The 22,889-nt window shown below is 44.4% G+C and carries 14 protein-coding genes and 5 pseudogenes; 10 read left to right on the top strand and 9 right to left on the bottom strand.

Features of this window, described 5'->3' with window-relative positions; translation table 11 throughout:
• The first annotated feature begins 583 nt into the window (after window positions 1-583).
• The 5 genes and pseudogenes from TZ48_RS01315 to TZ48_RS01295 all read left to right on the top strand — a co-directional run bounded on the left by TZ48_RS01315 (window position 584) and on the right by TZ48_RS01295 (window position 5,389).
• Window positions 584-2,185: a PAS domain-containing sensor histidine kinase gene (locus TZ48_RS01315; protein WP_162674443.1), complete on the top strand. Its 1,602-nt coding sequence runs from the start codon at window positions 584-586 to the stop codon at window positions 2,183-2,185.
• Window positions 2,175-2,576 (top strand): response regulator, encoded by a 402-nt coding sequence (locus TZ48_RS01310; protein ID WP_112477967.1) that lies wholly within the window; start codon window positions 2,175-2,177, stop codon window positions 2,574-2,576. Before TZ48_RS01315 ends, TZ48_RS01310 begins: the two co-directional genes overlap by 11 nt.
• A 4-nt stretch (window positions 2,577-2,580) precedes the next feature.
• The gene (locus TZ48_RS01305) at window positions 2,581-4,332 is read left to right on the top strand and encodes a putative bifunctional diguanylate cyclase/phosphodiesterase (RefSeq protein WP_112477966.1); all 1,752 of its coding nucleotides are present in this window, start codon (window positions 2,581-2,583) and stop codon (window positions 4,330-4,332) included.
• Window positions 4,333-4,366: 34 nt separating this feature from the next.
• A pseudogene (locus TZ48_RS01300) lies at window positions 4,367-4,500 on the top strand (IS481 family transposase); the annotation flags it as partial.
• Between the two features lie 301 nt (window positions 4,501-4,801).
• On the top strand, window positions 4,802-5,389 hold the full coding sequence (locus TZ48_RS01295) for a mechanosensitive ion channel family protein (RefSeq protein ID WP_112477965.1): 588 nt from the start codon (window positions 4,802-4,804) through the stop codon (window positions 5,387-5,389).
• 87 nt (window positions 5,390-5,476) lie between these two features.
• Here TZ48_RS01295 and TZ48_RS01290 read toward each other — a convergent pair.
• The 5 genes and pseudogenes from TZ48_RS01290 to ectA all read right to left on the bottom strand — a co-directional run bounded on the left by TZ48_RS01290 (window position 5,477) and on the right by ectA (window position 9,713).
• Window positions 5,477-5,871: pseudogene (locus TZ48_RS01290) on the bottom strand (DUF2391 family protein).
• A gap of 115 nt (window positions 5,872-5,986) precedes the next feature.
• A pseudogene (locus tag TZ48_RS01285) lies at window positions 5,987-7,425 on the bottom strand (aspartate kinase).
• 48 nt (window positions 7,426-7,473) lie between these two features.
• Window positions 7,474-7,860, bottom strand: coding sequence for an ectoine synthase (locus tag TZ48_RS01280; protein WP_112477964.1), 387 nt, complete (start codon window positions 7,858-7,860; stop codon window positions 7,474-7,476).
• 12 nt (window positions 7,861-7,872) lie between these two features.
• Window positions 7,873-9,138, bottom strand: a complete 1,266-nt coding sequence (ectB, locus tag TZ48_RS01275) for a diaminobutyrate--2-oxoglutarate transaminase (protein WP_162674441.1) — start codon at window positions 9,136-9,138, stop codon at window positions 7,873-7,875.
• A gap of 23 nt (window positions 9,139-9,161) precedes the next feature.
• The gene (ectA, locus tag TZ48_RS01270) at window positions 9,162-9,713 is read right to left on the bottom strand and encodes a diaminobutyrate acetyltransferase (RefSeq protein WP_112477962.1); all 552 of its coding nucleotides are present in this window, start codon (window positions 9,711-9,713) and stop codon (window positions 9,162-9,164) included.
• Between the two features lie 263 nt (window positions 9,714-9,976).
• On the opposite strand from ectA, the gene TZ48_RS01265 reads away from it, so the two are divergent.
• The 5 genes and pseudogenes from TZ48_RS01265 (at window position 9,977) to TZ48_RS01245 (ending at window position 18,108) form a co-directional block, all read left to right on the top strand.
• Window positions 9,977-10,843, top strand: a complete 867-nt coding sequence (locus TZ48_RS01265) for a tetratricopeptide repeat protein (RefSeq protein WP_112477961.1) — start codon at window positions 9,977-9,979, stop codon at window positions 10,841-10,843.
• Between the two features lie 598 nt (window positions 10,844-11,441).
• Window positions 11,442-12,332, top strand: coding sequence for a LysR family transcriptional regulator (locus tag TZ48_RS01260; protein ID WP_112477960.1), 891 nt, complete (start codon window positions 11,442-11,444; stop codon window positions 12,330-12,332).
• A gap of 89 nt (window positions 12,333-12,421) precedes the next feature.
• Window positions 12,422-13,503 (top strand): annotated as a pseudogene (locus TZ48_RS01255) (efflux RND transporter periplasmic adaptor subunit).
• Window positions 13,504-13,513: 10 nt separating this feature from the next.
• Window positions 13,514-16,587 (top strand): annotated as a pseudogene (locus TZ48_RS01250) (efflux RND transporter permease subunit).
• 33 nt (window positions 16,588-16,620) lie between these two features.
• The gene (locus TZ48_RS01245) at window positions 16,621-18,108 is read left to right on the top strand and encodes an efflux transporter outer membrane subunit (protein ID WP_239670659.1); all 1,488 of its coding nucleotides are present in this window, start codon (window positions 16,621-16,623) and stop codon (window positions 18,106-18,108) included.
• Between the two features lie 96 nt (window positions 18,109-18,204).
• On the opposite strand, the gene TZ48_RS01240 is transcribed toward TZ48_RS01245, so the two are convergent.
• From TZ48_RS01240 to TZ48_RS01225, 4 genes are all read right to left on the bottom strand, one after another.
• The gene (locus tag TZ48_RS01240; RefSeq protein WP_112477958.1) at window positions 18,205-19,248 is read right to left on the bottom strand and encodes a porin; all 1,044 of its coding nucleotides are present in this window, start codon (window positions 19,246-19,248) and stop codon (window positions 18,205-18,207) included.
• A 263-nt stretch (window positions 19,249-19,511) separates the two neighbouring features.
• Window positions 19,512-19,949, bottom strand: a complete 438-nt coding sequence (locus tag TZ48_RS01235; RefSeq protein ID WP_112477957.1) for a glycine zipper family protein — start codon at window positions 19,947-19,949, stop codon at window positions 19,512-19,514.
• 155 nt (window positions 19,950-20,104) lie between these two features.
• A complete protein-coding gene (locus TZ48_RS01230; RefSeq protein WP_112477956.1) occupies window positions 20,105-21,361 on the bottom strand; it encodes a BatD family protein in 1,257 nt (418 codons plus the stop codon).
• The gene (locus tag TZ48_RS01225) at window positions 21,358-22,851 is read right to left on the bottom strand and encodes a vWA domain-containing protein (protein WP_239670648.1); all 1,494 of its coding nucleotides are present in this window, start codon (window positions 22,849-22,851) and stop codon (window positions 21,358-21,360) included. The genes TZ48_RS01230 and TZ48_RS01225 overlap by 4 nt, the downstream gene beginning before the upstream one ends.
• Window positions 22,852-22,889: the final 38 nt, after the last annotated feature.

The raw sequence follows: 22,889 nt of genomic DNA, 5'->3' as shown, positions 1-22,889 counted from the left end.
AAACATCTCTTGAAAAAAGTTTACGCTCAACAGTTCCCGGGCATATACCTTCAATACTAACTAATGATCGCGAATGACAGAGTCAACAGCGAACATATCGCTCGAGTTTTAACTACGCTCATAGAAGCTGATAAACTGTTTATTCGCAACGAAGACAAGGTGCATCGACACTCTCAAGCATTGAACGCCGACCCCTTAAGAATAAAGGCGTTGAACAACATGAGCATTTGGGTCTGAAACGTGCAAAGCAGATCGAAATGTGCCAAGGTTTCTTGTTTTCTAGAGCAGTGCCAAGTAGCCAGGCTAAGGACTGGATATTAGCTCGAAGCAATGCAGTAGAGCTAAGAGGCAAATTTCTTTAGTAAGCAAGCTCAATCAACGTAACCCAGAATTAAACATAGACTGGCCAACTCTTGAGGCACGTTACATTCATGCTTTCGTTGTAGAAAATAGTTTAACCCGTAAAATACTTTGTTCTGCCTTGTGTATTTTATTTAAGAGTTTAATTTTGGGAATCACAAACGTGCCTTTTGCAGAAGATGTACTAGCTTAATGATATATCGCTTATTTTGAGGGGCTTTGCTTGAATAAATTAGTAAAGGAAAACCAGTATTTAGGTAATGTATTTTTGAAGGAGCATATGCTGTTGAGTATCGACGGACTGGACGACGAGGACATGGCAGCGCGTCTGCGGTACTTAGATCGCACCATACAGTCTTCTGTCACTGGCATATACGTTTATGACATTCAGAAGCAGTCTAATGATTTTATCAACAGAGCTTACACCAAAATACTAGGTTACGAAAAAGATGAGCTAAACAGCTTTAGCGGGGAGGAGTTTCTGGGTTTGTTCCATCCGGACGACCTACCGAGGGTTCTGAAGCATATGGAGTCTGTCATCAACGCGCAAGAGATGTTTGAGATCCATGAAATCGAATATAGATTTAGAGCGAAAGACGGTCGATGGGTCTGGTGTCTCAGCAAAGACACGCCTTTTGAGACGAGTGAAAACGGCTCAGTCACCAAGTTTATTGGCAGCTTCATGGACATTTCGCGTCAAAAAGAAGCCGAGGAGCGATTAAAGATCAAGGAAGTCGAGCTCCAAAACACTCTCGCCAAGCTAGAGTTATACATGGAAGGCTCAAAGGATGCATTCTGGCAACTGCATGCACGAGAGCCCCACATAGTGGAAACAAGCCAAAGGTTTTTCGACTTGATCGGTCAGCCACAACAAGATTCAAAAATTCCTCTTGCTGCATTTCTTACGCACTTTCATCCTGATGATCGGACCAAAGTCAACGCCGCTTTGGCAATCCTTGAAGAACAAGCAAGCTGCGACATTGAAGCTAGACTTTGTCTGTCTACTGGAAAATATCATTGGTTCAGAATTAAAGGCACCACGCATTCTGACAGTAGTGCTCATACTATCGGCATCGCAGGCTCAATGACTGATATACACCAGCAAAAGACGCTCAACGAGAAAATCTCAAAGGCGAATCGCGATCTCGAGCAGTTTGCTTATGTTGCCTCTCACGATCTCAAAGAACCCCTTCGCACGCTGAAGACATTTACCAAATATTTGATAGAAGACGTAGAAAAAGGGGATATCGAACGACAGAAAGAAGACCAGTATTTTATTGATGAAGCGTGCGACCAAATGACGCACCTTATTGAGGATTTGTTAAAATTATCCAGAGTCGGAAATCAAATCCTAGAGTTCCATAGGTTCAACCTAAGTGAAATTGTCTCAAAAGCCGAGCTTGCACTGGGCTCATTGATTGCAGAGAAACAAGCGTCGATTACATGTGATGGCATCGACATTGAGATGGTTGCCGATAAAGCACAAATGTTACTTTGCGTCCAAAACCTCATTCACAACGCCATAAAGTTCTCTCGTGACAACGAAGTACCAAAGATAAACATCTCTGCACAGACACAAGATAATCGGCTTGTTATCGTTGTAAAAGATAACGGTATCGGTATCGCTACCCAGGATCATGAGCGCATATTCGGTATTTTTAAAACTGTTCAAGTTGAAAATGCTGGAACTGGTATAGGGTTGGCGATTGTGGATAAAGTCATGACTCGACATGGCGGAACAGTATCCGTCGCCTCTCAGCCTGACAAAGGAGCTACATTTACATTAAGTATCCCATTATTAATTGAGGGACGAGATGATGAATAGTCCATTTAAGTTCCTTGTGGTGGAGGACCGACCCTCTGACCAAATTATAATAAAACGCACCATTGAAGACGCTAAAATAAACTGCTCTATTGATATCGTCGACAGTGGCGTTAAAGCGCTAGCGTACCTGAAAACAGCTACGAACACCGCCACCAATGAATGTACGTTTCCAGATTTGATTTTAATGGATATCAATATGCCGGGACTCAATGGTAAAGAAACGCTTAAAGTTATTCGGTCTGATAAGGTAACCAATCACATACCTGTTATTATGTTAACAACATCGAACTATCACTTAGATGTCATTGAAAGTTATCGCTTGGTGTTAACGCCTATATCTGCAAACCATTGGAAGTCGCAAAATTTAGAACTGTTTTGGATAGCGTCATAAACTTTTGGATCAAATCCGCTACATTGCCATCCGGCAAAACTCTTACTTAGGTGGTGTTATGCAGGCAAAACGTTTAGTTATCGTTGAAGATCATGAAGCCGATTTCGTTCATCTCAGCAGATTATTACAATCGACCAAACACTCTTTTCAAACTGTTGAGAATGCAGCGTCTTTAGAGAAAGCACTAGAGCTCATTAATCAGCACCCCATAGATTGCTGCTTATTAGACTGCTACCTTCCTGATGGCAATGCAGTAGACCTGCTGCACAAACTCAACAGAGAACATGGCCATATGCCCTGCCCTATTGCAGTGATTACAGGCCAAGAGGATACGGAAACCGCTGTCGAACTTATGAAGTATGGTGCTCATGATTACGCGGTCAAACAAGATATTACAAGTGAAAGCCTGGAAGAACTCATTATCTCTGTAACCAAGCAATGGGAGTCACAACAACAGCTCTGTTATATGGCAACACACGATAGCCTGACCAAGCTTTCAAACCGAGCTGTATTTAATGATCGCTTAGAGTTTCTTTTCAGCGAAAGCGCACGGTACCACCACCATTTTTCACTGCTGTATTTAGACTTAGATAACTTCAAAACCATCAATGACACTCATGGCCATGAAGCTGGTGACTTTGTTTTGCAGATGGTGGCAAACAAACTACAGAAGCGGTTTAGAAAGACGGACTTAGTTTCGCGACTCGGTGGTGATGAGTTTACCGTACTATTATCAAACACAACGCTAGAAGACGCTAAAATTGCAGCAGAAAGTTGCCTTAAGGACTTACAAATCGATATAGATTGGCAAAATGAAGTCATTGAAGTGAGCCCATCCATCGGGGTTGCCAGCCACCCAAGTGCGGCTAAAACAAGCGCTGAGTTACTCAATAATGCCGATTACGCATTGTATTCAGCTAAAGAAAGCGGCAAGGGACAAGTTCGCATTTTCGACTCCAAAATGAAGAAGCAAAACAGCGCTGAATGTAAACTCACGTCTTCCTTTCCAGAGGCTCTATATAACAACGACCTTTATCTCGTTTTCCAACCTGTTTTTGATACAAAAACTAAAGAAGTCACTTCTGTTGAAGCATTGATAAGGTGGAAGTTTGGTGAGACAGAAGTTCCTGCCCAGCAAATCATCGATTTTGTCGTGCGATTAAACTTAGTCGATAGTTTTCACCAGTGGCTATTTAAGCAGGCTTTATTTCAACTCAAAGAATGGCAGACGACAATGCCTGATTTAATGCTAAGTCTTAACCTGCCTCCAGGCACTGAGCATTGTGGGCTCATCTGTAAGCTCCTGTCGGATGCGATAGAATCTAGCAAAATCGATCCTCAGAAAATCATCTTGGAGATTAGAGAATCACACTTAGCCTGCGATACAGATGAGGTGATGACGCATCTCGTTGAGTTAAACCAATATGGGGTTAAGTTATCAATCGATGATTTTGGTGACGGCCTACTATCTATGAAACGTCTTGTCAGCCTCCCGATAGAAAGCATCAAGATTGATGGCCATATATTAAAAGAGCTAGGGGATAAGCATGAGCAAATGAGAATGGTAAAGAGTATCGTAGCATTGGGAGCACAGCTTGATACAACTATTGTCGCAGAGGGCATTGAGACTAAAAACATGTATTCTTTAGTGAGTGACTTGGGCTGTCAGGCAGCCCAAGGTTACTACTTAGGCCGTCCAAGTATCGCGTGTAAAAGTTTCAATACTTTTCTAAAAAACAGTACCCACCTGCAGTGAGGGGCGATATCTCCGTGAGGATAATAGGGTAAAGATGTATGAAGAGTCTGGCGATGCAGGCTTCGCATTTCGTCGATGTGATATTTCTAGGCCAACATTACGGACGAGTTGAAAGCATTGATCCTCGAGATGCGTGTAAAACGTAATCTAGAGGCGCGGCGCTTGCAAGCTCCAAACACAATGCCCAGTATTTATGTATTTCCACTTACCACGTTAGACTTGTATCGTTGCTTTACATCGTACCCATTTCACTCTGAGCTTTTCAAGCAAGATTGCGCTTGAAAACATACATTCTAGTTTTTACGAACTCCAATCCTACCCTTTTGGAGCAGTGCTAAGAGGGAGCCTATCTTTGCATTGCTAACTAAGTTCATCGAGGTAAAAAGTAAATTACAGCAACACGGAGAATGAGATATCATTGAAAGCCTAGATTTCTCCTATAAACGCTCCACTTGTTCAGGGAATAAACATGCTCGAAACCTTGCTAGCGTCTGATTTAGTTAAACAGCTCGCCATCGCAGTCATTCTGATTGTTGCGTACAAAGTCGTTGTTAAAGTGGTTCACGCTTGGATCAATACACTCGCGACAAGTAAACAAGTTTCGATTCAACGAAAACAGTTCATCTTAAAAGCCTTTAATGTCGCCGCTCTTATCGTTTTTGGCGCTCTCTTTTTTATACTTTTGGGAATCGGGTTTGGTGACATCGCGCTATTCTTGTCGTCCATTTTTGCTGTATTGGGCGTAGCCTTGGTTGCTCAGTGGTCTATTTTGAGTAATGTGACTGCTAGCGTGCTGATCTTCTTCGCCTTCCCCTATCGAATTGGTGACAGAATACAGGTGGTTGAAAAAGATGCGGATATTCGAGGGAAGATAATAGACATTACGATGTTTCATGTACTTATTCGCCATGAAAGCGGGGAACAGATTAGTTACCCAAACAACCTGATTTTGCAAAAAGGTGTTGTAAAGCTTAAGGCAGATGGGAGAAGTCAGGTAATGACACAGCAAACAGCAACGCCAAAAGAAGATCCTGCCATTGATAAGCCAGTGCTTTAATGGTCGTAGCGTGCCTACAACAATAACTGACCAGAAGTGAACGTCTTAAAACTAATTGATAATGAGGATAACCGCTTATTATCAAAACTATTCTTTATCAAAGCTATCGACAACGATGGCCCCCATCGAGGCCGGCATTGAAATCAGAAGTACCCGCTTAAAAGCAACCGCTGGCTCGTCGATTAGTGGCAACTTATCAAGCATATCAGGATCAACGCAACTACGACCATAGTCAGCGCATAAGCCCAAAATACTCGAGAAACAAAGGCCAATTTTCGCTCTAAAATATTACGCTGAAACACAGCTTCATAGGTGTACAGCGTAACAAAGCTGACAGATAGAAGCACAATCATCAGCAAGTTGATCGCGGGGAGCGTTGCCCCAAGGTGCCAAGCCTCTTCCGAAAAAGAGACGGGCATACCAAGGGCAAATGCTCCAACAAGCAGTTGACTCACATCTTCAAAGTTAAAATTCGGCTTCATGATTTACCAAATGTGTTTAAACGCGGTCTAATGCGCTGATTATTAAACATACCGTTATTAAAACTCTCTAATATCATGAAGCCTAGCCGATAGAAGTTAAGTTAGCGACCAAAAACTAGGCGGCGCCTTTTAGTCCGAGCGATTCTTGTTTGGGCTCACACAAAGCATGGTGAACTACACCGAGCGCTTGTTGATATTCATCTTCCTCAACAACATATTGCACACTGACGTTACGAACTGGTGCATGTAAAGCGACTGGTGATATGCCAGCCTCTGCGAGCGCTTTTGTACCTATCGATAGCGTTTCCGTCGAGTCTATTTTTGTACCTATGGCGGACACCATAGACACAACACGACAGGAAACTTGCGCGTCGGGGTAGTTGAGCTTTAGCTGCTGCTTGACCTTGTCGATCGCGGTCGCCGAGCCATTTAAGTAGTAGGTCAGAGAGTTTGCCGTCATCTCTTTACTAATAACTTCAAGTGACATCGGCTCAATGATTGTCATCAGATCGAGGCTCACTCGGTCAATATGACACGCGTGGGTTTGGTCGAACAGTTGCAAAGCATGAACCTTGGCTTTACCCGCGACGATTTCTACGTTTTCGTCCTCGGAAGTATAGTTTTCTGAAATGAGAGTGCCATCGTGGTCAGGCTCAAACGTATTCTTGATTTGCAGTTCAATGCCGCTTTCTCTAAGACCTGCCGCCGCCCTTGGGTGAATAGCCTCCATGCCAAGCGATGCCAATTGATCTGCAACATCAAAGTTTGTTTCCCCTACAGGTTTGACGCTTTCTGCACCCACCATTCTCGGGTCTGCAGAGCTCAGATGATACTCTTTGTGGATGACAGCCAAATCAGCATTGGTGATGCTAGCAAGACACTAAACGTCATTTCACTGTAGCCTCTATCGTACAACGACATCACGCCTTGTTTTGATGCAGCATAACCGGTAACAATAGGCAACTCCGTTTTGATATCGATGTTTTCAAACGCTTGTGAGATTGCCTGTTCCAAGGTCTCTGGCAACGTTTCAGCGTCCCAAAGTGACAGGTCGACAAATGTGGCGTTAACGCCCATTGACTTGAGTTTCATCGCAGTATTGTAAGCACTGTGAACTTCCCCAAGCGATGCCAGGAACTCTCGGATTTCTGGTAAGTAATTGGTTAGGTCAAATTGACCATATTGACACACCTCTAAAAGATTCGTGATGCAGCGTCGAGCTTCGGAAACGCGAGAGCGAATAAACTTGTCTGCTGCCATCCGATCCATCGGATCAGCAAACATATGGTCATTGGTCAACAACATACGTTGTTCAACGGTATCCAATTCATTAGTCCAGCGCTCGTCGCTGCTGGCAACCAAAGGGTAAACACCGGGTTTGCCAGTTCTTTTGCACTCTAGTAAGGAATCCGTGAGCCCGCCATACGCAGACACGACGAAAACTCGGTTGTAAAGAGAGCTCTCTGTCGCAGGGCGAAGGAGAATATTGTCCAGAACAGTGTCAAATGCGGACATTGATGTACCGCCGATTTTCTCTACGGTATAAGTAGTCATAAATAGCCTATTTTGTAATTGATTGGGATAGAGATGAAATGTTTTCGCTCAGTCAATGAGTGGGTAAACCCCGTTTTCATCATGAGTTTCTTTCCCAGTAATTGGCGGATTGAACACGCAGGCCATGATCATTTCCTTCCCTTTGTTGGCTTTAAGAAAGTGTTCATCGTGTTTATCCAAGACATAGAGCGTTCCCGATTTTATTGGATAAGTCTCACCGCCTACGATCTCAATGTCTCCCTCACCTTGAATACAGTACACTGACTCAAGATGATTCTTGTAGTGAATGTGCGTGGTTGTGTCCGCGTAAATAGTCGTGATGTGGAACGAAAAACCCATGTTGTCATCTTTGAGTATCATCCTCACACTTTCCCAAGTATCCGACGCTACGCGCCTCTCACTGTCACGACACTGCTCTAATGTTCTAACTATCATGATTTCCCCTCGTTATGATGCATTTTTGTAGTGCTTGGCAATGACAGAGTTAAACGCGGACTCAAACCGATTTAACCCTTCCTCCAGCTCTTCCGCCGTTATGGTTAGAGGGCAAAAGAACTTAACCACCTCATCATTTGGACCGGCAGTCTCAATCACCAAACCTTCTTCAAAACAGGCCGTGGACACCTCTTTTGCAAAACGTTCTGAGTGAAACTCAATACCCTGCATCAAGCCCTTACCTTTTCTTCGATTCACATAGTTTGGGAAACGCTCCAGTAATCGATCAATGAAACTTGCGATGGTCTTGGCGTGTTCGCCGATGTGCTGTGAAAATTGATCATCAAGCCAATAGGTTTCAATCGCTTTTGCCGCCGTAACAAAGGCGTGATTATTACCTCTAAAGGTGCCGTTGTGCTCGCCGGGCTTCCAAATATCGAGATGTGGTTTCAACAACACAACCGCCAACGGTAAACCATAACCCGAGAGAGACTTTGATAGCGTGACAATGTCAGGCTTTATTCCTGAGGGTTCGAAGCTAAAGAAAGTACCGGTTCGGCCACAACCCGCCTGAATGTCGTCCACAATGAGCAATACATCATTTTCTTTGCATATCTGTGCTAGACGCGAGAGCCACTTATCTGATGCAACGTTAAGCCCACCTTCCCCTTGAACCGTCTCGACTAATACAGCAGCAGGCTTGTCCATACCAGACGAGTTATCGGTAAGCATGGTACTGAGCAGTTTTAACCCATCGATGTCAGCGTAACCTTCAAACGGTAAACGCGTGACATTGGTTAACCCTGTACCGGCACCATTTCGATGATGTTGGTTACCTGTAGCGGCAAGCGCACCGCTGGTGCAGCCATGAAAACCATTAGTAAATGCCACTATATTGCTACGCCCAGTGACATTTCGTGCAAGTTTTAAAGCTGCCTCGACGGCATTGGTGCCAGTCGGTCCGGTAAACTGAACTTTGTAATTGAGCCCTCTCGGCTGCAGAATGTGCTGCTTCAATGCCAGCAAAAAGTCTGCCTTCGCGTTAGAGTGCAGATCGAGACCATGGGTGAGGCCATCTTTTTCGATGTAATCAAGCAGTGCCAATTTCATCACTGGATTATTGTGCCCATAGTTCAGTGAACCTGCACCAGAGAGAAAATCGAGATACTTGTCACCCGTATCAGTTTCAAGCCAGCTACCTTTCGCTTTGTGAAAAATGACCGGAAAGTGATTCGAGTATGAGCGAACGTTGGATTCTTGCTTGTTAAAAATATCCATAATTAGTGCTGTAGTTATCTCCTTTAGTGAGTGTTTTTAAGTAGGATTCGATAGAGATGTTCGGTTTCGTGTTGACCTTCAAAATGCACGTCCTGATCGAGAAAAACTGACACATTTCCCGCCTGCCCTCTTTCTCTCTCAATCCCACGAAACAGTGACCAAGATGCTAGATTGTCTTCCGTGATGGTGGTTTCTATCGCGTTGATTGAATCAAGGCTGTCGCGGTCCAATAAACGACTAAGCATCTTCTTAGCAACGCCTTGACCTCGGAAATCGCGATCAACCACGACCTGCCATATGAACAACGTATTTGGCTGGTTCGGTTTCAAGTAACCCGACACAAAGCCAGCGAGGCGACCTTTGTAAAAAGCTGCGATCGATGTGTCATGGAAATGTATGGCCTGTAGAAAATTACAATACGTTGAGTTGTCATCCAGCGCTTCGGTCTGTGCCACCAGCTTGTTAACCATTAAGCCATCCTCGGCACTTGGTGCTTGTAAACGCCAGAGTTGCTCATTTTGATCCGTTTCCGTCTCAACCAAACCCTGTTTGTTACCCTTGTTAGTAGAATGCATCCCTTCCTCAATTTAATTAGTGCTCTAATGTTTTTGATTGCTAAATAGTTCGTACACTAAGCATTTACATAACTATTATGACCGCCCTACAGCGCTGAAGATCAACCATTGATACAATAATCGTGATCTAAATCACACTTTTACCACCCGGCCAAATACTTAGATGTCTAAGTAAATTTGAGGTGTTACGATCACGCGGGCTTTGTACTAAACAAACGCCTGACTATAGTAAAACTAACTAAACACAAAACCGGGAATTAGAGATGAGATTACTCTTGATAACAATAATGCTAACGCTCCTATGGCAAGGTCCGGCTTTAGCACAACCCACAAAATACTCTGATTCTGAATTGCTTGATCGACCTCTGATGGAGCGTTACATACTTGATGAACTCAAATCGCTAAGACAGGACCAACAAGAGCTAGAGAAAAGGCTGGTGGTTCAAATCACTGACCGAGAGTTGGCTGTAGCTGATAAATCCTTGAATTACGCCAACGTCACGGTTACCTACTTCTTTTACATCATTGCTGGCGTGGCCTCTTTAATCGCGTTTGTTGGATGGCAGTCACTGCGTGAATTTAAGAACAACACGAAAGAAATGGCAGACAAAAGGTTGGATGCAATTGCGAGTGAATATGAAAAGAAATTTAGTGTTTTAGAGAGAGATCTGAAGCGAAAAACAAGGATCATCAGTGAGAACAACAAAGAAATCGAACGAATCAATGAAATCCACAATCTTTGGTTACGAGCTCAAAGTATGCCAACCGCTGAGCAGCGTATCGATGTCTACGATGAAATCTTAACGATTCGCCCCGGTGACCTTGAAGCGCTCACCTACAAGGCCGATGCTGCCATGGAAATAAAGGAATACCACTGGGCACTCAGTCTATGTAATCGCGTTCTCGACTTGGACAACACCAATGGCCCTGCGCTCTATCAGCGAGCCTGCGCGTATTCTCGCCTTGGCGTTGAAGAACAGGCGATCGAGGATCTAGAGCTCGCTATTGAGGCAAGTCCCTCGATTCGAGAACTGATCAACACAGAACCTGATTTGGAAGGGCTTCATGGTAACCCGAAGTTTGATGCATTGCTGGAACAGACATCTTCGTCAGAAAGCATGACGTCTTAGCGAGTACCAAACACTAAAATACAACATATCTAATTAGAAACTCACCCTGTTGTTAGCATGAAAATTGATAAAAATGGCATCAGAAAAGTAGATAAACTTTTAATGAAGTAGACACTCATGGAAGAGTTGCTAGCGGTTATTGGTTCTGTAGTTGGTTTAAATTATTCTAGTACAACTTACACGCCATACGGGACAAGTTAGGCAGTAGAAGAACATTTAGCTTTAAATAGCTCAAATAAACTGTTTCATCTCGATATGATCTTTAGCAGCCAATTATTGGATTTAAAAACAGTTACAGATCATTTAAACAGACACGACCTACTTTCCCTCACTCGCTCATTCCCCCTCACAGCCTTAGGTACTCTATTGTTTTTGCGGTAGGTTTTCTTGCTAGTATCAATATGCAGAAAAACAGTCGGAAGCTATCAACTCTATCTGTCAACCATCAGCTTATGTAGTAATGCCAGATTTTTTGATGAATGCGTTTCGCATGGACTAAGCGCGATACGGCTAGATTTCTTGAACGAAATCACAACTACCAGTGGTCATCGCAAATATAATACTGAATCACACTATATCATGGTGCTCCTATTCGGATATGAGAATTGCAGATCTAAAACTTTTTAAAAAGGTGGTTGAGTTAGGTAGCTTTACCGCGGCTGCCAACGCACTCGATCTGCCTAGGGCGAACGTTAGCAGACGTATTAGTGAGCTAGAAAAAGTGGTTGAGGCTCAGTTGTTCCACAGAACAACACGCAGCATATCATTGACAAACAGTGGCGAGACCTATTTTGAAGAAATCAACATGGCAATTGAGCTATTAGATCGCGCGCAACAATCCGTTTCAAGTGCTAGGGATATGCTCAAAGGAAAAATCAAGCTTGGTGTATTGCCTGAAACCTACGACTTACTACAACCGATCTTGTTCGAATTTCATGACAAATACCCTCAAATTGAGCTGGATATCCGCAGCATCAGCAATGGGTTTAATGAAATTTTTCAACAAGGATTGGATGTTGCCATTCACGGTGGTTCAGTTTTTGATTCAGATATTGTTGCTCGAAAGGTCATTCAGTACCACAGAGCACTGGTTGCCTCACCAAACTATATCGACCAGTTTGGTGGCTTAAAGTCGCTAGAAGATCTTCGTAACCATAAGTGTATTTGTTTTCGATGGCCGAGTGGCGATGTAGACACTCATTGGCACTTTGAATCAGGTTCTACATCGGTTGCACCTAATCTAGTGGCAAACAGTGTTGGTTTTATTAAAGGCGCCACCCTTAGGGGAAGAGGAATCAGTTTTCTGCCTACAATGATGATTCAAAATGAGCTGAAAGATGGCTCTTTGGTACCATTGTTACCCCAAGAGACAGCAAAAACGGAAGATGGATGGATACTCTATCCTCAACCCAAAACCCTAAACAAAGCCAGTAAGGCTCTTATCGAGCACCTTTCTTCTGAAATACCGCGCCTCAATCAATTGTCATAAATTTCGTGACAGTAAGTCTCATCAGAGGCAGCTTATTTGAACACCGTTCAATATTAAGATAGCTCCACTAGAAAATGGAGCTATCTATTATGAATAAGGTAAACACACTCACTCTTTGCATCGCAGCATCTGTCTCACTGTTTGGATGCAATCAATCTCAGGTACTAGAGCCGCCTGAGACAAAACAAACTACATTACAAGTCATTAAGCTCAATAGCTTAGAAGATCAGTCGACTAAACACTTCAGCGGTGTCGTTCGTGCTCATGAGAATGCCAACCTAGCATTTAGAGTTCCCGGTACGTTGAGCGACGTTTACGTTCAACCCGGCGATAGCGTTAAAAAAGGTGATGTTATCGCTCGCTTAGACCCTCACGACTACCAATTGGCTCTCGAAGAGTTACAAGCAAGATGCTGGAAGCAAAGTCGGCTCACAAGCTCGCAAAAGCTGAACTGAAACGTGTTAAACAGGCAACAGATGACAATGCGATCGCAAGCGTTAATTTAGATCGAGCTACAAGTGGCTATGAGCGCAGCCTGTCGGCGGTAAAAGTCGTCGACAAAAACATCCAGAGAGCTAAGGATACGTTGAGTTATACATATCTTGTTGCACCCTTTGACGGTGTTATTGCTAGCGTAAATTTTGATGCTCATGAGCAAGTTCTCCCCGGTATCGCAGTTATGAGCATGCAAGACAACGCTAAATTTGATGTGGAAATTGATGTTCCTGAGAATATGATCAATCAGTTCAGTATCAACGATTCAGGGTCTGTTAGTTGGTATCAATCTGACACGGCAATCAATGCTCATGTCACCGAGATAGCTCCACTGCCTCATCTCATCAAACAGACCTATACCGTCACCTACACCTTGGACAACGAACACCAACGCCTTTTCGCTGGCAAATCGGTTACGGTCTCCTCCCAATCAGCCGTGGCTAAAAATGCATTCTGTGTACCCTACTCTGCGTTAGTAGGCGAGAAAGAAAACATGCATGTCAACCTAGTTCGTGATCATAAAGTTATATCTGCGCCCGTTACTCTGAACTCTTTGGATGCCTATCAGGCCTGCATCTCAGGAAACGTTAGAGGCGACGACTATGTCGTCGTGAGCGGCTCATTTTACCTAAAAGACGGTGATGTCGCAGACAAACTCGTGATTAGAGATCTATAGGACTTAGCAGATGATTAAACTCGCCGAATTCGCCATTCGACAACGAACATTTCTGTTGTTCTTTGTCACACTAAGTGTCATCGCAGGCATCTATTCCTATTTTGATCTTGGCAAACTAGAAGACCCAAGCTTTACCGTCAAAACGGCGGTAGTCGTTACCTTATATCCGGGCGCATCCGCCGAACAGGTCGAAAAACAAGTGACCGATACGGTTGAAACTAAACTTCAAGAAATGGGGGAGCTCAATCGATTACGTTCCCTCTCACGCCCTGGAGTGTCAATGGTGTTCGTGGATCTCAAAGAGAGTCTGAACTCCAGAAACTTGCCTCAGCAGTGGGATTTACTTCGTAGTAAGGTTCAGGATGTGAAACTGCAACTCCCTGCCACGGCGCAAATCAGCCTGGTGCAAGATGAATTTTCTGAAGTCTATGGCATGCTGTTTGCCGTTCATAGCAACGATGCAAAACCGGAGGAGCTCCGTCGATACTCAGAAGAACTCCAACGTCGCTTAAAAGCCGTTAAGGGTATTAAGAAAATTGAACTACACGGCGTACAACCGCGTGTCGTTTATATCGATCTTCCAGACGAGCGTCTTGCTCAGTATGGCTTGTCGGTTGCTCAAGTCTGGAATCAACTCAATAGCACCAACACCACCTTTGAAGCGGGTAGATTCGATGCTGGAACAGAACGTATTCGAGTTCACCAAGGCAGTGAATTTCAATCTCTCGCTGATATTCGCAACCTCGTCATTAAAGGTGGAGTAAGCGAGTTTGGCACTGGCCTTATTCGACTAGGGGATGTTGCTGATGTCACCATGGGCTATCAAACACCCGCATTAACAGAAAACCGCTACAACGGCCAAGCGTCTGTCACCCTAGCCGTAAGCCCTGTTCCAGGTATCAATGTCGTTTCATTAGGCGATACCATCCAAGAGATAATCAATGACTATCAAACAAGCTTACCACTAGGCGTAGAGATCTCGACGATCGCGTTTCAACCTGATGAGGTTCAGAAAGCCATCGACAATTTTGTCGGCAACTTACTAGAAAGTGTCGCCATAGTATTTATTGTGCTGTTGATTTTCATGGGCTTTAAAAGTGCAACAATTGTAGGCGGTAGCCTTCTTCTCACGATATTGCTCACTCTCATCTATATGAATATCAATGATATAGATTTGCACCGAGTCTCTCTTGGCACCTTTATCCTAGCGCTAGGGATGCTAGTCGATAACGCCATTGTCATCACTGACATGATGATCGCCAAGTTAAATAAAGGTGTGGAGCGCACTCAGGCTGCTTTGGATTCTGTCAAGGAAACAGGCGTACCATTGCTAGGGGCAACCATCATCGCCATCATGGGTGCAAGTCCTGTTCTGTTCTCCAAAACAGATGCGGCAGAGTTTGCGGGCTCAGTGTTTTATATCATCGCCTCCTCACTACTACTTTCTTGGCTTGTGGCAATGACATTCACCACGCTCATGTGCTGGCTTTTTATCAAGCCAAATTCTGAAATTAGCGAAGACAAAATGGTTCGCTACAAACAGTGTGTAAACTGGACAGTTGATAACCCAAAGAAAGCGCTAACAGCACTGATTCCTCTAATTGTCCTCACTGCAATGGCGGTACCTTATATCACTATTAACTTTATTCCCCAATCCGACCGTCCAATCGTGTTCTTTGACTACTGGTTGCCTAATGGTGCCAAAGTGGAGCAAACTTCGACCGACATGAAAAAAATGGAATCTTGGCTACTGCAGCAACCAGAAGTCGAAAGTATTGCGACAGCCATCGGTAGTAGCGTTCCTAGATTCTCAGTGATCGTCGAACCAGAGCCATTTGATCCAGCCTATGGTCAAATCCTGATCAATACCAAAGATTACCAATCCATATCTGCGCTTGTTGCCCGTGGTGACGTTTGGGTACAAGAACAGTTTCCTAATGCTGAACCTCGTTTCCGTGCATTAAAGCTTGCAACAGCGGACAAATATGCGGTGGAAGCGCGTTTTTCTGGTCCAGACGAAGTCGTACTGCATCAGCTCGCCAATCAGGCGAAAGCGATAATGGCCAAGCACCCGGATGCAAAATACGTACGCGATGACTGGCGTCAACAAAGCAAAGTGCTGACTCCGATTATTAACCAAGACAAGGCTCGCCGTGCAGGCATCAATCGTACAGATATAGCTTTCGCTATGAAGCGAGCCTCAGATGGCATGCCGCTTGGTCAAATGAATCTCAATGACGAACTCATTGCTATTCAATTAAGAGGGTCTGAGCAGACAATGGCGTCCCTCGAGACTTTGCCCGTCAAATCCATTTTAGGTTTGCACAGCGTACCTCTCGGACAAGTAGTCGATGGATTCGAATTAACAAGTGAAGAGAGCATGATTTGGCGTCGAGACCGCGTTAAAACCATTACCGCACAAGCGGGTGTTGAGCGCTCCAGCACACCAGCAAGAGTGCGTAATGCGATTAAAGAACAAATTGAGGCTATTGATCTTCCGCCGGGCTATTCCATGGAATGGGGTGGCGAGTATTACGACGAACACAAAGCCGTGTCCGATATATTAAAACAGCTACCCAAAGCACTACTCATCATGGTGATAATCCTTGTGGCTATGTTTAATGGCTTTAAACAGCCGGTGATCATTCTTTCAACGATTCCATTAGCGGCTACAGGCGCAACCTTTGCCCTCCTCGCTTTCGATAAGCCTTTTGGCTTCATGGCGCTGATTGGAGCTATAACGCTCATGGGTATGATTATCAAAAACGGTATCGTTCTCATGGATCAAATTGAGCTAGAAAGACAAAACGGCCTAGCACTTTCCGATGCCATTAAATCGGCAACGATCAACCGTACGATGGCAATCTCTATGGGTGCTCTCACCACAGCATTAGGGATGATTCCATTGCTCAGTGACCTTTTGTTTGACCAAATGGCCGCGACGATTATCGGGGGCTTGCCGCAGCAACAGTGTTGTCGTTATTTGTCATGCCTGCTCTGTATCGATTGGCTTACAAAGAGACATCAACAGCGGATAACTCATCGGTAACAGATACATTCACCGCTCAAGAACAAAAGGCATAGAACATGAACACACATTACTCACGTAAATGCCTATTGAAGGCGTTAAAACTCGCTCCTTTAACTCTTGCCATTACATTGGCAGGCTGTGCGGTCGGCCCAGACTATACGGAGCCAACGACAACATTATCAAGCGCCTATCTGTATGCGAATAATGAGCATCAAACACAAAGCGAGTATTGGTGGACGAACTTTAATGACGCTTCACTAAATCAAATGGTTCAAGATGTACAACGTCAAAATATCCCGCTAAAAATGGCCGCTGAGCGGATCAAAATGGCAAACAGTTATCAGTCGGTAGTGAGCTCTTTCAAAGTCCCGACTGTTAATATCGGTGCGGGCTACGTTAATTATCAGCTAAGTAAGAACGACTCTTTGTTGGGGCCTGCACTAAACCCCATTGGGGATTCATTGCCAACCGGTACACCGCTAGACTCGGTTACCCTATTAGATAACCAGCATGATGGTGTGTTCGCAGGAGCGAGTATAGCTTGGGAGATGGATCTGTTTGGTCGTATCGACAGACAATCAAACGCCGCCAAAATCCGGGTTGAGCAAGCTGAAATCTACCGTAGCGGCTTGAACACTTTGATTACAGCAGACTTAGTGCACAACTACCTCCAGTATCGTGGGGCTCAAGAAAGAATGACACTAATTAAAGCCAACTTAGCTGACCAAACAGAAACATTGGCATTAGTAAAAAAACTCGTGAAGAGTGGCTACGGCTCTGAACTTGATTTGGCTCAAGCTCAAACTATGCTGGCAGCAACAGAGTCGGTGATTCCACAGTTGGAAATCGCCCAGCAAGTCCACAAACAGCGGATGGCGACCCTGTTGGGAGAGCCTCTCACTCAAGTCGATATTCGTCTTTCTGAGGATGCTGAGTTACCTAACTTAGAGGGAGTTATTCCAGTAGGATTACCTTCCGACCTGTTAAAGCGTCGTCCTGACATACGCATCGCAGAACGTGAAATGGCGGCAATAAACGAGGAATTGGCCGCAAGCACTGCCAATCGATACCCAAAATTTTTCCTAACCGGTACTCCGGGCGTTTCTGCGAGCAGCTTCGATGATTTATTTGATGCCGACTCTATCGGATGGGCGGCCGCAGCTGGCATCAGCTGGAACGTGTTTGACGGAGGCAGAGGCGAAGCACTAATTGAGCTAAACGAAGCGCGCTTCGATGCAGCAGCCCTTGGCTACGAGCACGCTGTTAACTCGGCGGTTACTGAGGTTGACTCCATGCTATTTGCCTACGGGCGAAGTCAACAAAATGAACAACGCATCCAAGAAGCTCTGGAAGCATCCGAAACGGCGGTAAGTAAGGCACGATCGCTGTATAAAGCTGGATTAATCAATCACCTTGAGTTTCTTGATGCACAGCGCCAGCAGCGCGTCATGGAAGATAGGTTATTAGCCGCTAGACTGCAGACCGCTCAGGTGACTGTCGGTGTGTTCAAGTCTTTAGGGGGAGATTGGACGCTCATCAATGAGCAAACAAAAGTTGATACCACAGGCGTGTAAACGAAACGTTCCCAAATGCTTACTGATAAAGGTGTGCTTATAAAAAAGCCAGTAGCGCGAGCTACTGGCAAAAAGAGATGGATATATGGACTTGTGTTAGATGCTAACGTTTGCACGAAGGAAGAGTTTGTCGTCATCCTCAGACGTAAACTTGTAATCTGTCACTAGCTCTAGGTGTTCATTTACGCGGTAAGACGCACCAAGGGTAAACCAATCATCTTCCGTATAAGTTCGTCCAGCTTCAGTGAAGTTGTAGTCTTCATTGTTGTAGGTTGACGAAATAGAAAGGTTCGTGGTCGCTTGATAGGCAATGCCCAATGCATAACCCGTTGTTTCTTGGTTGTCCGTTCCCATTGTCTCGACATCAGAGAAGTCATACTTTGCTGCAAAGTTAAACTTGTCAAAAACGGCTACTGCACCAATCGTGTAGACTTTCTCTCGTAAATCTTTAGAGGCGTGCTCGTCATTGTTACTCTTGCCAATGTCGACATAGGTGCCACCTAATACCACAGGACCGATTGTTGCCGAACCACCCAATGCCCACGCATCGTTGGTGTGTTCCCATGCAGCACCAATGTCAAAGTTTTCGCCAAAGTAGTGGTGATTAAGCTGCTCGTCAGTACAAGCTGCTTCATCCGCCTCTTCACCCAAACCATACTCTTTCGAGATATCACCAAACCCTAAGTACACATCGGCAATACCACATTGCTTGCCGTAAGTTGTTGTACCGGCGACAGTTTTAGTACCAAAAACAAAACGGTCAACATAGTTGTCTGCGTCCACTTTTGTATCAATGCCACTCCAAGCATAGCGAGCTTCACCGCCCATCAAAAGCGAAAAGCTTTCTGTTACTGAGTAACTCAGATCAGCCCCCACCTTAAACATATAGGTTTGATCAAAGTTTCCGTCCGCTTGGTCGTCGAACAAGAGGTTACCACCAAGTTCGGCACCAGCGTAAGCGACACCAGAGAGTCTGTCGTTCTCAATGAAATCGTATAGGTTGTTTGGCTTGTCCGCCGTGGAAGAAAGATCGGAAATGTTCTCTGCGGATGATTGCTCTGATGAGACCGTTGCTGCATCTGATTCAGCGAGAGCTGGAGCAGAAAGGAGCATAGCAATAGCAATGGCTAGTTTTTTCATATTATTTCCTAACGGTTAAAGTGCATGTTTGTATTACAGGATTTGGATACCCTTTCCATGCCGGAAATAATGAAACAACTTCTCGATTTAAAATACAGTAGTATTACTGAAAATGGATTCTAGGCACTTATAATAACGAAATAAAAAAACCAGCTAATAACTCGCTGGCTCTCTGAAATTCACGATGTAGCTAACATTATCATTCATGACTCGTGCGTCAGCGTATTACTCATTTACTATGACCATGTGAATGATATTCTGGTTTAATTTAAGGCTACGTATTTTCGTTGAGTCATACAGTTTCTAAGGACTACCTTATAGTTTTCTAGGTTCTGTTGATTCTGCGCACTCTCACCGCCTTTGCCAGCTAAGCGTCCGACTAAAAGTCCACCCGCGGCTCCTACTTTCGCAGCATCTGAGCCACTACCACCAGAAATCGCGCCTACCGCGGCACCCGCAGCGGCACCTTTTAATAGGCCCTTTACTCCGCTTCCTTTAGATGATTGAACATCTTCATGAGTCTGATGCGCTAGGTTTTGACAATGTGCTAGTTCAGATTCTGCAACGTCCTTGGTTACATTTTGGTAGTTAAAGATCAGTTTAGACTGAGGGTCAATAATATCCCCTCCTCTAACTTGCTCTTCTGCCATGGATAGGAAAGGAAACATCATCACTGTAACTGCAACACATAATTTTTTCATTTCTGTCTTCTGTACTTTTCAAACACACCGTAAATGTGCACCAAATCACGGAATATCTATACCGTAAATTTACTGAAGTTGAAAAGATGGATGAAAAAAAACCGACATTCGTTAATAATCGTGTTGATAGTTACAATATATGACCCATATAAAGTTCACAAATTAAACCATAGCCTTAACCAAGTAATTCGGGTTGTTTTCGATTTAACTTCCGTTTGATTTCCATACTTACTAACTTGCCATTGTTCGATAAACTGTTGAGATACCTTATTACCATGAGATAAAGCGAACTGTTGTCGCTGAACCTGTTTTTTTAGGTATAGCATTGTCTCTGCCTGAGCATTATCTTGTTTCATCACCGACAATAGAAACATCCAACCTATAGGTAGTGATTTCTGCTCCTCTAGCAACTGGTACTTTTTTACACCTCTAGCAACAGTAAGTAGTGTAAGACCACACATAGTCAACCCTATCAATATCGCTTTCCAATAAGCTTGTGCAAAAGTGAATGGGGTATGCTCTATATTGAGCGTTATGCCGTTTGCAGCGACGTTCTTAATCACCCGATCTCTAGGTGACCAAACTTGAAGCTGGTAATTGGGTAGCTCAACACGACCACCTGCATCGACAATGTACGTCACTTTATCCGTCCGGCTTGCTGAGTAGACGCCTCGGTTCTCCGAATCCATAAAAAGCGGTGACTCGTGATAACTTTTCAGTCCAGATTGTTTAATGTTGATTAGGGGCTTGGGTATTAAAACCGATGTTGAGTCCTGAATTGATACCGTGATCTGTCGCTCGATTGCATCCCCGACTTGCACATCTAAAGTCCCTATGTCTTGTATCTGCTTTGTCGTTCCACCAGCCGAAGTATGTGTCCATAACTGCTTGATACTTGGATTCTCGCCAACCACTGTGTTCATTCCTTGATGATGGTCAGTCAATGAATCTACAGTAAATTCAAAGGACTCTGTTGAGAGCTGACCAGCAATCGTGTTTTGCTCATCACTCACCGCAAGCTCAATGACGATACTAGGGACAAAGTAACGACCAGGCTCCAAAGGGTAAATCACCACCTCCCACAACTGTTTAGCGTACTTTCGGCCGTCGATACGCTCTATCGAATTTATTGCAAATGAAGAGCGCTGCAATACCAGTGCATTATTGACATCAAAGCGATGCACTCGAGTCCCTTGGGTAAACCAGGTATCAGTCATTACTTCAATATTTACAATAACTTGTTGGTTAGGAACGATCGTTGAAGTTCCGGCCAACGAAGCGTTAACGATTACGCGTTCTTGCTTCGATAGCGCTATAAGCCGCTCTTGTTGACCTAATGCTGCATGGGCAACCCCCATAGTAGCGAGAAATAACACTGAACAGAGCAGAGCGGGTTTACTGAACAGCCTCATCGCTCATCTCCATTGTCGGAAGATACAATGCTTAGAGCAAAATCACTTGGTTGAAACTCCATGGTCGCCAAACCTTGCTCAGTTTGCAGATAAAACTTACGGCTCAAAAATGGCGCGAGATTATTCTCAACACGCTTCATCCATTTCTCGTTCAAAACTTCACTATTGAGAACATCTTGAGCAGACAGCCTTTCGACAATTATCTGCTCTTTTTGAACCATTTTTTCCTCGCCATCTGAGGTTTGAGGTTTATCCCCTAGCTCTCTACTTGCTTGTCGCTCGTGGGTTTTCGCTTGTCCCGCTTCAAAGGTGTTGGTGTACTCAATAATGCCAACAATTAAAGTTAGATTGGCTTGAATGGTCTCGTGATTCGGATATTGCTCTAGCATCGACTGATACCAATCCCTTGCCTTTAAGTACTCTTTTTGTCTTGCTAAACAGGCACCAACACCGAGCTGACCATCCAATGTATCAATTCGAAGATAATAGTGTTTTGCCAATTTATACTCGCCGGCTTGGTAGTATGACTCTGCCTTCCAGTGATAGTCCTCAAAAATTTCAGCAGCTTGGATGTAGTCTTGTTTTTCATAGAGGTATTGACCTTGTTGATCTTTACTCATCCATAGATCAATAAAACTAAAGTCACTAGCGTAAGTAGATGGCGCATGAAACGTCGACAGAAGCACCACAATAGGCAGACACCATTGAACAACCCAGCCTTTACGCGCCCAAAGCAAGTATATCGGCACCATCAACCAAATCAGCGCATAGCCAGAATCCAACCAAGGTTCCGAATCTTCTCCATTGAGCTGTGAACTCGCTGATACTTTGTCCACTAACGCCGCAATATCTGAATCATCAGATTCAAAACGTAGGTATTGACCACCCACGGCGCGCGCGAGTTGCTCAAGACTGTCTTCATCCATTGGCATCGCCACTCTCTCTTTGGGTGAACCCATACCCCAAACCAAGAGTTGGTGCCCAGACTCGTCAAAGTACAGCTGCCAACCATCTAACTGGTTCACATTGATCGCATCAGAAACAAGAAGGACCGTTGCTTTGCTAGCATGATTACGCAATAGAGTGTTCACAACCGAAAGAGAGTAGTGTTCAAACTTACCTTCTCTTGGCATCACAGCAGTATCAATGGCATCCAGTAACGGTTTAAATACGGCTGTATCCTTAGTCAATGGCATAGCGAGGTGTGCACTGCCGGAATACACGATCAAAGCTGCCAGGCCTGCATTTCGCTGCTCTATCAACTGATGAATTTTCTGTTTAGCTCGATACAAACGCGTAGGGGCAATATCACTTTGCTTCATCGACTCGGATACATCGAGGATCACCACTAGAGCTGAGTTATCCTCACTAATTGGCGACAACTGACGCTGCCAAGTTGGCCCAGCAGCCACAACTGCTGCCAAAGTACCAAGCACGGCAAGCAGAATAACTGGGGTATTCTGCCGCCAGCGGCCATGACCTACTAACAAGGCTTTTCTAAGGTGAGATGGTAACGCCTTTATCCTGC

This window comes from Vibrio variabilis (assembly GCF_003263785.1).
GTDB lineage: Bacteria > Pseudomonadota > Gammaproteobacteria > Enterobacterales > Vibrionaceae > Vibrio > Vibrio variabilis.
This window is presented reverse-complemented; position numbering and strand designations above follow the sequence as displayed.